We start from the raw sequence: 11,388 nt of genomic DNA, 5'->3' as shown, positions 1-11,388 counted from the left end.
GCCAGCGGAGCGGGAAACGGCCTGTCGGTCGCAACGGGGGTTCCAGGGGGTCGCCCCCCTGGGAAAACACAGCCCCCTGGGTTACTACAGCCTGCGGACGAGGACGGTGCCGATGCGGTTGCGGCGGCCGGCGATGGTCTCGGCCTTCAGGGACAGGGCGGGGCCCTCGCCGTCGGCGGGGCCGACCTCGGCGGTGGAGCCCTCGATGGGGACGCGGCCGAGGGCGTGGGCGAGCAGGCCGCCGACCGTCTCGACCTCCTCGGCGTCCAGTTCGACGTCGAACAGCTCGGCGAGGTCCTCCACCGGGAGGCGGGCGGTGACGCGGGCGGCGCCGTCGTCGAGCCAGGTCACCGGCGGGATCTCCACGTCGTACTCGTCGGTGATCTCGCCGACGATCTCCTCCAGGATGTCCTCGATGGTGACGAGGCCGGCGGTGCCGCCGTACTCGTCGATCACGACCGCCAGGTGGATCTGGCGGGCCTGCATCTCGCGCAGCAGCTCGTCGATCGGCTTGCTGTCGGGGACGTAGGTCGCGTCCCGCATGACCGAGCCGACGGTCTCGACGGTCTCCCGGCCGGGGTCCTCCTGGCTGCGGCGGACGACGTCCTTGAGGTAGGCGATGCCGACGACGTCGTCCTCGTTCTCGCCGACGACGGGGATGCGGGAGAAGCCGCTGCGCAGCGCCAGCGACATCGCCTGCCGCAGCGTCTTGCCGCGCTCGATGAACACGATGTCGGTGCGCGGCACCATCACCTCGCGGACGAGGGTGTCGCCCAGCTCGAACACCGAGTGGATCATCTGCCGCTCGTCCGGCTCGATCAGGCTGCGCTGCTCGGCGAGGTCGACCAGGTCGCGCAGCTCCGCCTCGGACGCGAACGGCCCCTCCCGGAACCCGCGGCCCGGGGTGAGGGCGTTGCCGAGCGCGATCAGCAGCCGCGGCAGCGGCCCCAGCACGCGGGTGACCGGGTGGATCACCGCGGCGCCGGCCAGCGCGATCCGGCCGGCGTGCTGGATGCCGAGGGTGCGCGGCCCCACCCCGATCACGACGTAGCTGACCACGATCATGATCGCGGCGGCGACCACGTAGGCGCGCCACGTCTCGTCCAGCCAGGAGATGCACAGGTCCGCGACGATCACGGTGGCGACCAGCTCGCAGCCGATCCGCAGCAGCAGGACCATGTTGACGTAGCGGGCCGGGTCGGCGACGACCTCGGCGAGCTTGCCGGCGCCGCGCCGGTTCTCCCGGACGAGTTCCTCGACGGTGACCCGGGAGACCCGGGCGAGCGCGGTCTCGGCGCCGGCCAGCAGGCCCGCCATCAGGACCAGGCCCACCGCCAGGGCGGACAGCCACCCCTGCGCGGTGCTCATCAGCGGCCGCGTTCCCCCCGCCAGGAGGCGAGCAGGCCGGCCTGCAGGCCGAACATCTCCTTGTGCTCCTCCGGCTCCGCGTGGTCGTAGCCGAGCAGGTGCAGGATGCCGTGCGCGGTCAGCAGCTCCAGCTCGTCCGCGGTGCCATGCCCGGCCTCCTTCGCCTGCCTCTCGGCGACGGACGGGCACAGCACGACGTCGCCGAGCAGGCCCGGGTCGGTCTCGCCGTCCTCGTCGGCGCCGCCGGACATGTGGCCGGGGCGCAGCTCGTCCATCGGGAACGACAGCACGTCCGTCGGACCGGGCTCGTCCATCCACTTCTCGTGCAGCTCGGTCATCGCGGCCTCGTCGACCAGCACGATCGACAGCTCCGCGAGGGGGTGCACGCGCATCCCGTCCAGGACGTGCCGGGCGAGGTCGGCGATCTTCTTCTCGTCGACCGGGACGCCCGACTCGTTCAGCACCTCGATGCTCACTGCCGCCCCCGCTTGCGCGGCGCGCCGCGGCCGCCGGCACCCTGCTTCAGCTCCGGCACCTGCGCCTCGTCGTAGCGGTTGTAGGCGTCGACGATGTCGGTCACCAGCTTGTGCCGGACGACGTCGTGGCTGTTCAGCCGGGAGAAGTGGATGTCCTCGACGCCCTCCAGGATGTCCTGGACGACGCGCAGCCCGCTCAGGTGCCCGTTCGGCAGGTCGACCTGCGTGACGTCGCCGGTCACCACGACCTTCGAGCCGAACCCGAGCCGGGTGAGGAACATCTTCATCTGCTCGGGCGAGGTGTTCTGCGCCTCGTCCAGGATGATGAACGAGTCGTTCAGGGTGTTGTGGGTCAGGAGGAAGTCCTCCGTGACGTACAAAGAGTCCGCCGCGGCGACCTGGATGCAGACCGCCTCGGCAGTGCCCTCCGGCTCGATCGAGTCGATGAACCGCATCGGCCGACCACTGCTGTTGGCGCGGTACTTGTCGGCCTTACGGGCGAGCCTGAACGGGACGATATCCGGCGGCAGCCGGATATCGAGAATGTAGGCATCGTGCCGATGATGAACGTCCCGGCCGCGGGCTCGTCCTGGCGAACGACCTTGCGCGTGGCGCGTTCGGTGGTAGGCGACACCACCGAGCGAGCGAACGAGGAACAGCACGTCGTCACGCAGGCGACGGGACGTGGTGGTGTACTGGATGCGGCACGATCGTGCGACCTGCGTCACCGGACCGCCGTCAGAATCGAGCAGTCCCTGTAGGACGGCGAGCCGAACCTGCGCTGTGTTGCGGAGGTACTCGTCCGGCACGAACCTGCTCTCCGACTTGGTCCCGCACAACCCGAGTCGGCGCATGACACCGGTGACCGGATTCTCGAGCGTGATGACCTGGCCGGGTTCGGCGACGCGGTTGAGCACGTAGTCCGGCCCGTGCTTGTGACGTACCGAGACACCCGGAAGCGCTTCGCCGAGCACCTCCGCAAGTTCCGGATCGGCAGTGGCGAATCCCGGCGTCGTAGAACCCGTCAGGCATCCGTCCCCCAGCAAAAGGCCGAGAGCATAGGGATCCATCGGTACGTCTTGTGCCGGGAAGGCCGCCGGCCGGCTCAGAAGCGGCAGCTCATAGCGATGGTAGTGGGAGGCGCGGAGGTTCCCGATCATCTCTTGGGTCGTGAGCACACGATGTGGCTTCCCGCGACGGCGGTCATCTCTTGTGGCCACCGCCCAGAGGTGATCGGCCGAGGCCAGGGTGGACGCACCGTCCTGGGTCGAGACCCGGAAGATCTCCTTCTCACCCTGTGGATAAACGCCCAGCACGGGGGTCGGTTCACCATTCGAGCCGACGACCAGGTCACCAACGGCCAACTCGCCGATCGGGCGGAAGCCCGAAGGAGTCAGGACTTTGGTAAAGACTGGTTGGCTCCTTCCGCGCATGTACGCCAGGGGGGCGACCTCGATGGTGCCGGCGGCCATCAGGCGCGGGATCGAGTCGGGGTCGACCATGTCGTGCAGCGCGTCGTACAGCGGCCGCAGGTACGGGTCGATCTTCTCGTAGAGCGTGCCGGGCAGGAAGCCGAGCCGCTCGCCCGCCTCGACCGCCGGGCGCGTCAGGATGATCCGGTTGACCTTCTTGTCCTGCAGCGCGCGGACGGCCTTGGCCATCGCCAGGTAGGTCTTGCCGGTGCCCGCCGGCCCGATGCCGAACACGATCGTGTGCTTGTCGATCGCGTCGACGTAGCGGCGCTGGTTCAGCGTCTTCGGGCGGATGGTGCGGCCCCGGCTGGACAGCACGTCCAGGGTGAGGACCTCCGCCGGGCGCTCGCCGCTCTCGCCGCGCAGCATCGCCAGGCTGCGCCCGACCGCGTCGGGGGTGAGCTGCGTGCCGTTCTTGAGCAGCTCCAGCATCTCGGTGAACAGCCGGGACGCCAGATCGGTCTGCTCGCGCGGGCCGGTCACGGTGATCTCGTTGCCGCGGACGTGCACGTCGACGCCGCTGCCGAACGCGTCCTCGACCGCGTGCAGCAGCTCGTCCCGGGAGCCGAGCAGGCTCACCATCGAATGGTCGTCCGGCACCACGATCTTGATCTGGGAGGGCGCGCCCGCACGGTCGTCGCGCCCGGTACGAGTTGACCTCGTGTGAGTTGATTCGACCATCAGCCGGGCCTTGCGGCCTCTCCGACCTGCCTTCTGTTCGCTCCGGGTGTCCAGGGTTGCGTTTCCATGGTACTGGGAGCCCCCGACGGAACGCCGCCCCTTTTGCGCGCGCCCACGCCGGGCGCGCGCCGGCCCCGGCGATCGCGGGACGGGCCGGACGGCCGGCCTCCGGCGGTCAGCCGGGCGGCCAGTTCAGGCCACGTCCGCCGAGCACGTGCGCGTGCACGTGGAACACGGTCTGGCCGGCCTGGGCGCCGGTGTTGAAGACGATCCGGTAGCCGGTGCCGTCGATCCCCTCGTCCACCGCGACCCGGTGCGCCTCGCCCAGCACCTCGGCCAGCAGCGCGGGGTCGGCGGCGGCCAGCTCGGCGGCCGTCGGGTGGTGGTCCTTGGGGATGACCAGCACGTGCGTGGGCGCCTGCGGGTTGATGTCGCGGAACGCCATCACGCGCGCGGAGTCCCGGACGACCTTGGCGGGCACGTCCCCGGAAACGATCTTGCAGAACAGGCAGTCGGTCATCTGTCCCCCTCTCAGGGCGGCCCTGGCCGCGTCCGAGATCCTATCGAGACCACCGCGGGGATGGCCCGCGACGCCCCAAGATCGCTAAGGTTTCCGGCGTCGATCTCCGGTTGTCGAGCCGATTCCGACCGGCCACTGGTTAAGGTTGTCAACTCAGGGCGTACCCCCCGGTCCGAGGGCGTTGCCGCGCGCTCGCGCGGGTGGGGGAAACCCGATTCGATGCCGGCCCGGAGGTCGTCCGAATGGGCGGCCAGGGCACGGTGAAGGCGGCGGATAGGTGACCGAGGTCCTCAAGAACATGCCCTTTCGTAAACCCAACGGCGAGGGTGCGCGTCCCACTGACGTGACCGAGACCCTCGTGGCCAGGGGAACGGCGGGGGCCGTGGCCGTCGCCTGGGACGCCGATCAGGCGGTGACCGCGCTCTACAGCGCCAACTACCGCTCGCTCGTGCGTCTCGCCGCCATGCTCGTGCGCGACTCCGGGACGGCCGAAGAGGTCGTCCAGGACGCGTTCGTGGCGATGCACGGCGGCTGGCGCCGCCTGCGCGACCCCGACAAGGCCCTGTCGTACCTGCGCCAGTCCGTGGTCAACCGGTCGCGATCGGTGCTGCGGCACCGCGCCGTCGTGGAGAAGTACGCCCCGAAGGGGCTGCCCGACGCGCCGAGCGCGGAGGCCGGGGCGATCGGCGAGCTGGAACGGTCGGCGGTGATCGACGCGCTCTCCCGGCTCCCCGCCCGCCAGCGGGAGGCGCTCGTGCTCCGCTACTACGCCGATCTGTCCGAAGCGGAGATCGCCAACGCCATGGGCATCTCCCGCGGCGCCGTGAAGAGTCATACGGCGCGCGGCATGACCGCGCTACGCAACGTCCTGGAGCAGTTCTCATGACCACCGACCCCCACGACGAGCACGGCGAGATCCTCCGCCGCGCCCTGCACGCGGAGGCGGACCCGGTCACACCCGCCGACGACGGCCTGGAGCGCATCCGGGCCCGCATCGCCGACCCGCGCCGCCGGCGCTGGTTCGGCATGGAGCGGTTCGGCACGGCCTGGTACGGGCTGGACCGGTTCGCCCTGACCTGGGCGCGGCCCGCGCTCGCCGTGGCCGCCGCCGTGGCGATAGCCGGCCTCGGCGTGACCGCGCCGCACACGATCGACCTGATCCAGCACTCGGTCGGCAGCAACGGGCCCTCGAGCGACGACCGCAACGCCCACGCCGGCGACCATGTCGATTCCCGGGGCAACCCGATCGTGCCCGGCTCGTCCGCGCCGTCGCAGCCCGGCGCGTCCGGGTCGCCGAGCCCGTCGGCGTCGTCGTCCCCGTCGACCTCGTCCGGGCCCACGCCGTGCGGCTCCGGGCCGGCGGCCACCGGCGCGACGGCGTCCCCGTCGTCCGGCTCCTCGCAGGGCGGCGCGAAGGCGTCCGCCTCGCCGTGCCCGAGCGGCAGCCCGACCACGAGCCCGACGCCGACGCAGACGCCGACGACGCCTCCGCCGTCCACGCCGACGCAGCCGACCGAGCAGCCGACGCCGCCCGCCAGCACCCCGCCGGCCACCACCGCCGACCAGGGTTCCGGCGCCTCCGCGCCCTGACCGGCCGAGCCTTCTGACCGGCCGCCGGACCCGCCCGCGGCGCCCGCGGCCACGGCGGCGTCGCACCAGCGGCCGGCTGCGGCCATCAGCACGGACGCGGCGGCGACCCCGGCGGTCGAGGTGCGCAGGACGGTCGGGCCGAGCCGGACGGGGCGTCCGCCCGCCGCGGCGAAACGATCGAGTTCCTCCTCGGCGATCCCGCCCTCCGGGCCGACCACCAGGACGATGTCGCCGTCCGCTGGCGGCCGCACGGCACTGAGCCGCTCTTCGGCGTCCTCATGCAGGACGAGCGCGAGCGGCGCGGCGGCGATCCGGGCGGCGACGTCGGCGGTGGACGCGAGGTCCGCCACCTCCGGCAGGCGGCTGCGGCGGGCCTGCTTGGCGGCCTCTCGGGCGGTGGCGCGCCACCGCCCGAGCGCCTTCTCCCGCCGTTCCGGGCGCCACTGGGTGACGCACCGGGCCGCCGCCCACGGGACGATCCCGTCGACGCCGGCCTCGGTCATGGTCTCCACCGCCAGCTCGCCCCGGTCGCCCTTCGGCAGCGCCTGGACGACCACGAGCCGCGGCGCGGGCGCCGGCTCGACCCGGCGGGCCAGCACGTCCAGGGTGAGGGACGCGCGGTCGGCGGCGGCGACGACGCACTCGGCGAGCAGCCCGGCACCGTCGGTCAGGTCGACGCGCTCGCCCGGCCGCAGCCGGCGCAGCTCCGCGGCGTGCCGGCCCTCGGCGCCGTCCAGCACGACCCGGTCGGCGCGCAGCCGGCCCGGGTCGGCGAGGAACACCGGCGGACTCATCCCACTCCCCCCGGGCCGCCGCCCGCCCGCCCGCCGGAGGCCGGAGGCGCGCCGTCGCGGCCCTCGCGGTAGGCCGCCGCGGTGGCTCTTCAGTGCTGGTTGAAAACGTCCCGCAGGCGGGAGAACATGCCGCGCTGCCCCGGCGCGAACTTGCCGGGCGGGCGCTCCTCGCCGCGCAGCACGGCGAGCCGGCGCAGCAGCTCCTCCTGCTCCTCGTCGAGCCGGTTCGGCGTCTCCACGTTCACGTGGATCATCAGGTCGCCGCGGCCGCTCTCGTTGAGGTGCCGCACGCCCCGGTTGTAGAGCGTGATGACCTGCCCGGACTGGGTGCCGGGCTTGATGTCGACCTCCTCGGCGGCGTCCAGGGTCTCGACCGTGACGCTGGTGCCGAGCGCGGCGGCGGTCATCGGGATCTCGACCGTGCAGTGCAGGTCGTCGCCCTCCCGCTCGAAGATCGGGTGCGGCTTCTCGGCGATCTCCAGGAACAGGTCGCCGGGCGGGCCGCCGCCCGGGCCGACCTCGCCCTCGCCGGCCAGCTGGATGTGGATGCCGTTCTCCACGCCCGCCGGGATCTTGACCTTGACGGTGCGCCGGGTGCGGACCCGGCCGTCGCCGGAGCACTCGGTGCACGGGTGCCGGATCACCGAGCCGAACCCGCCGCAGGCGGGGCACGGCCGGGCCGTCATGACCTGGCCGAGGAAGGAGCGCTGCACCTGCTGGACCTCGCCGCGGCCGTGGCAGGTGTCACAGGTCTCCGGGTGCGTGCCGGGCGCGCAGCCCGACCCCTCGCAGCTGGTGCAGGCGACCGCGGTGTCGATGGACAGCTCGCGGGTCGTGCCGAACGCGGTCTCCGCGAGGTCCAACTCGACGCGCAGCGTCGCGTTGCGGCCGCGGCGCGCCCGGGACCGGGGGCCGCGGGACGTCGCGGTGCCGAAGAAGGCGTCCATGATGTCGCTGAACGGGAACCCGGCGCCGCCGAAGCCGCCGGCCCCCGCCCCCGCGCCGCCCGGCGCGAACGGGTCCGCGCCCAGGTCGTACATCTCGCGCTTCTTGGGGTCGGAGAGCACCTCGTAGGCCTGGGTGATCTCTTTGAACTTCTCCTGCGTCTCCGGGTCGGGGTTGACGTCCGGGTGCAGCTCGCGGGCGAGCCGCCGGTACGCCTTCTTGACCTCGTCGGCGCTGGCGTCCCGGCGGACGCCGAGGGTCGCGTAGTAGTCGTTGGCCACTTACGACCCCGCCAGGATCTGTCCCACGTAGCGTGCCACTGCCCGTACCGCTCCCATCGTGCCGGGGTAATCCATGCGTGTCGGCCCGAGTACGCCCAGCCGGGCCAGGGTGAGGTCGCCGACGCCGTAGTCGGCCGCGACGACCGAGGTCGACCGGAGCCCCTCGTCGGGGTTCTCGGTGCCGATCCGCACCGTAAGAGTAGAGGAGTCGCCGGTCTCGCCGAGCAGCCGCATGAGCACGACCTGTTCCTCCAGCGCCACCAGCACCTCCCGCAGGCTCTGCGAGAAGTCGACCGCGGCCAGGTTCGCCGCCCCGGCGAAGACGATCTTCTCCTCGTGGTTCTCGACGAGCGTCTCCAGCAGGACGGACAGGACCGCGGCGGCGACCGGCCGCTCGTCCGGGCCCACCTTGTCCGGCAGGTCCGCGACGGCCGAGGGCACCTCGCCGAAGCCCAGCCCGTCCAGGCACGTATTGAGCAACGCCCGCAAGTGCCCCACGGATTCCTCGGAGATCTTCCCCGTCTCGATGACGCGCTGCTCCACCCGGCCGGTGTTGGTGATCAGCACGAGCAGCAGCCGGCCCTCTGCGACCGGGACCAGCTCCACGTGCCGCACCGACGAGCGGGTCAGCGACGGGTACTGCACGACCGCGACCTGCCGCGTGAGCTGCGCCAGCAGCCGGACGGTGCGGCCGACGACGTCGTCGAGGTCGTAGGCGCCGGACAGGAACGTCTCGATCGCGCGGCGCTCCGCGATCGACAGCGGTTTGATCGTCGACAGCCGGTCGACGAACAGCCGGTACCCCTTGTCGGTGGGGACGCGTCCCGCGCTGGTGTGCGGCTGGGCGATGTACCCCTGCTCCTCCAGCACGGCCATGTCGTTGCGGATGGTGGCCGAGGACACGCCGAGGTTGTGCCGGTCCACGAGGGCCTTGGAGCCCACCGGCTCGTTCGTCGAAACGTAGTCCTCGACTATGGCGCGCAGCACCGCGAGCTTCCGGTCGTCAAGCACCCGGTCACCTCCTTCTGCACCTTCCACAGGTCCTCACGTCCAGATATACCGCCGACTGGGCGTTGCTGGCACTCCGTACTCCCGAGTGCCAAGTGTACGGCCCGGCGGGGACGTTCCGGGGGTCCGCGGCCGCGCTCGCGAGGGCGCGCGGCTGCGTGATCTTATCCTTCCCGTTAGGGTGCGGAGCCGTGCGGAGCAAGAACTACGGAAACGACGTGCTCGGCGGGGACTGGCGCAGGCCCCGCAAGGGACAGATTCCCGAGATCCCGGCCGAGCCGGGCCTGGTCGCCGAGGACCCCGACAGCGGCTTCTGCGGCGCCGTGGTCGGCTGCGACAAGTTCGGCGTCACGCTGGAGGACCGGTTCGGCAAGCGCCGCGTGTTCCCGCTGACCAAGGCCGGGTTCCTCATCGACGGCAAGCCGGTCACCCTCGTCCGGCCCGCCGCGGGGCCGGCCGCCCCGGCCCGCTCGGCGTCCGGGTCCATCGCGGTCAAGGGGCTGCGTGCGCAGGTCGCCAAGGAGAGCCGGATCTACGTCGAGGGCGTCCACGACGCCGAGCTGGTCGAGAAGATCTGGGGGCACGACCTGCGCGTCGAGGGCGTCGTGGTCGAGTACCTGGAGGGCGTGGACGACCTGCCCGCCATCGTCGAGGAGTTCGCCCCCGAGGAGGGCCGCCGCCTCGGCGTCCTGGTCGACCATCTCGTGGAGGGGTCCAAGGAGAGCCGGATCGCGGCCCGGGTGTCGTCCCCGCACGTCCTGGTGACGGGCCACCCGTTCATCGACATCTGGGAGGCCGTCAAGCCCGCGGCGGTCGGCATCCCGGCCTGGCCCCGCGTCCCCCGCGGCATCCCGTGGAAGGAGGGCATCGTCGAGGCGCTCGGCTGGGACTGCGAGACGGGCGCGGCCTGGAAGCGCATCCTCGGCTCCGTCAATGCCTACACCGACCTGGAACCCGCCCTCCTCGGCCGTGTGGAAGAACTCATCGACTTCGTGACGGCGCCGGCCCAGTCCTGATCAGGTCAGGTCGCGGGTCACGGCGTCGGCAAGGAGGCGGCCTCGGCGGGTGAGGACGGCGCGGCCCCGCTCGTAGGGCGCCGGGGCGATGAGGCCGTCGGCGATGGCGCGCCGGACGGCGGTCTCGTCCAGCAGGTCGGCCGGGCAGCCGTCGGCGAGGCGGAGTTCGAGCATGATCCGCTCGATGCGGCGGTCGCCGGCGCCGAGGATCTCGCGCGCGTGCGCGGGCGTGGTGCCCTCGGCGAGGCGGCCGGCGTAGGCGGCGGGGTGCTTGACGTTCCACCAGCGGGTGCCGCCGATGTGGCTGTGCGCGCCTGGGCCGACGCCCCACCAGTCGGCCCCCGTCCAGTACAGGAGGTTGTGGCGGCAGGCGGCCCCGGGCGCGGCGGCCCAGTTGGAGATCTCGTACCAGTGCAGCCCGTGCGCGCTCAGGAGCTCGTCGGCGATCAGGTAGCGGTCGGCCATGGCATCATCGTCTGGGGCGGCGAGTTCACCGCGCCGGACCTGCGCCGCCAGGCGGGTGCCCTCTTCGACTATGAGCGCGTAGGCGGACACGTGGTCGGGGTCGCATTCGAGGGCGGCTTCCAGGGACGCGCGCCAGTCGTCGTCCGTCTCCCCCGGCGTCCCGTAGATGAGGTCGAGGTTGACGTGCTCGAAGCCCGCCTTGCGCGTCCATTCGACGACCTGCGGGACGCGGCCGGGCGTATGGGTGCGCTCCAGGACGGCGAGGACGTGCTCGCGCGCGCTCTGCATGCCGTACGAGACGCGGGTGAACCCCACCTCGCGCAACCTCGCCACGTACGCCTCGTCCACCGATTCGGGGTTGGCCTCGGTGGTGACCTCGGCGCCGGGGGCGAGACCGAACTCGGTGTCGATGGCCGCGAGGACGCGCCCCAGATCGTCCGGCGGGAGCAAAGTGGGCGTACCGCCACCTACGAAGACCGTCTGGACGGGGAGGTCCGCGTCGCCGAGCACCTTGCGGGCCATGCGGACCTCGGCGATGGCGGTGTCGGCGTAGGAGTCGCGGCTCGCGCCTGGTCCGAGCTCGGTGGCCGTGTAGGTGTTGAAGTCGCAGTATCCGCAGCGCGTCACGCAGAACGGCACGTGGACGTAGAACGCGAACGGCCGTGTGCCCAGGCCGTGCAGGGCGCTGCCGGGCAGCGCGCCGTCGGCGGGTACGGGGGCTCCGTCGGGAAGCGTAGAGGGCACCTCTACAGTCTGCCGCCCTCGGCCGGAT

At 72.2% G+C, this 11,388-nt stretch carries 9 protein-coding genes and 4 pseudogenes; 3 read left to right on the top strand and 10 right to left on the bottom strand.

Annotated features, from left to right (window positions below):
- Positions 1-84: 84 nt before the first annotated feature.
- The 6 genes and pseudogenes from ABD296_RS14685 to ABD296_RS14660 form a co-directional block, all read right to left on the bottom strand.
- The gene (locus ABD296_RS14685; RefSeq protein ID WP_344266535.1) at positions 85-1,368 is read right to left on the bottom strand and encodes a hemolysin family protein; all 1,284 of its coding nucleotides are present in this window, start codon (positions 1,366-1,368) and stop codon (positions 85-87) included.
- On the bottom strand, positions 1,368-1,844 hold the full coding sequence (gene ybeY / locus ABD296_RS14680; protein ID WP_344266533.1) for an rRNA maturation RNase YbeY: 477 nt from the start codon (positions 1,842-1,844) through the stop codon (positions 1,368-1,370). Before ybeY ends, ABD296_RS14685 begins: the two co-directional genes overlap by 1 nt.
- Positions 1,841-2,188 (bottom strand): annotated as a pseudogene (locus ABD296_RS14675) (PhoH family protein); the annotation flags it as partial. The gene ybeY and the pseudogene ABD296_RS14675, both read right to left, overlap by 4 nt.
- Before the next feature lie 261 nt (positions 2,189-2,449).
- Positions 2,450-2,698: pseudogene (locus ABD296_RS14670) on the bottom strand (LAGLIDADG family homing endonuclease); the annotation flags it as partial.
- Positions 2,699-3,262: 564 nt separating this feature from the next.
- Positions 3,263-3,997 (bottom strand): annotated as a pseudogene (locus tag ABD296_RS14665) (PhoH family protein); the annotation flags it as partial.
- A 175-nt stretch (positions 3,998-4,172) separates the two neighbouring features.
- Entirely contained in the window at positions 4,173-4,517 is a 345-nt protein-coding gene (locus ABD296_RS14660) for a histidine triad nucleotide-binding protein (protein ID WP_344266531.1), read from the bottom strand.
- Positions 4,518-4,815: 298 nt separating this feature from the next.
- Here ABD296_RS14660 and ABD296_RS14655 point away from each other — a divergent pair, with 298 nt between their 5' ends.
- Together ABD296_RS14655 and ABD296_RS14650 are read left to right on the top strand one after the other, a co-directional pair.
- Complete coding sequence (locus ABD296_RS14655) at positions 4,816-5,403, top strand: SigE family RNA polymerase sigma factor (RefSeq protein ID WP_151538426.1); 588 nt, start codon at positions 4,816-4,818, stop codon at positions 5,401-5,403.
- On the top strand, positions 5,400-6,107 hold the full coding sequence (locus tag ABD296_RS14650; protein WP_344266524.1) for a hypothetical protein: 708 nt from the start codon (positions 5,400-5,402) through the stop codon (positions 6,105-6,107). Before ABD296_RS14655 ends, ABD296_RS14650 begins: the two co-directional genes overlap by 4 nt.
- Positions 6,108-6,172: 65 nt before the next feature.
- On the opposite strand, the pseudogene ABD296_RS14645 reads toward ABD296_RS14650, so the two are convergent.
- From ABD296_RS14645 to hrcA, 3 genes and pseudogenes are all read right to left on the bottom strand, one after another.
- Positions 6,173-6,901, bottom strand: a pseudogene (locus ABD296_RS14645) (16S rRNA (uracil(1498)-N(3))-methyltransferase); the annotation flags it as partial.
- Positions 6,902-6,990: 89 nt separating this feature from the next.
- Positions 6,991-8,127, bottom strand: a complete 1,137-nt coding sequence (dnaJ, locus tag ABD296_RS14640; protein ID WP_344266521.1) for a molecular chaperone DnaJ — start codon at positions 8,125-8,127, stop codon at positions 6,991-6,993.
- Complete coding sequence (gene hrcA, locus ABD296_RS14635) at positions 8,128-9,138, bottom strand: heat-inducible transcriptional repressor HrcA (RefSeq protein ID WP_344266518.1); 1,011 nt, start codon at positions 9,136-9,138, stop codon at positions 8,128-8,130.
- Positions 9,139-9,326: 188 nt separating this feature from the next.
- Between hrcA and ABD296_RS14630 the strand changes: the two genes are divergently transcribed.
- Entirely contained in the window at positions 9,327-10,151 is an 825-nt protein-coding gene (locus ABD296_RS14630) for a DUF3097 domain-containing protein (RefSeq protein WP_344266515.1), read from the top strand.
- Here the strand turns inward: ABD296_RS14630 and hemW are convergent, their stop codons facing one another.
- Positions 10,152-11,360 carry a radical SAM family heme chaperone HemW gene (gene hemW, locus ABD296_RS14625; protein ID WP_344266512.1) on the bottom strand — a complete coding sequence of 403 codons (1,209 nt, stop codon included), beginning with the start codon at positions 11,358-11,360 and terminating at the stop codon, positions 10,152-10,154.
- Positions 11,361-11,388: the final 28 nt, after the last annotated feature.

Source organism: Actinomadura napierensis, from assembly GCF_039529375.1.
GTDB classification, from domain to species: domain Bacteria; phylum Actinomycetota; class Actinomycetes; order Streptosporangiales; family Streptosporangiaceae; genus Spirillospora; species Spirillospora napierensis.
Note: the sequence above shows the minus strand (reverse complement) of the source record. Positions and strands in the feature narration are given on the sequence as shown.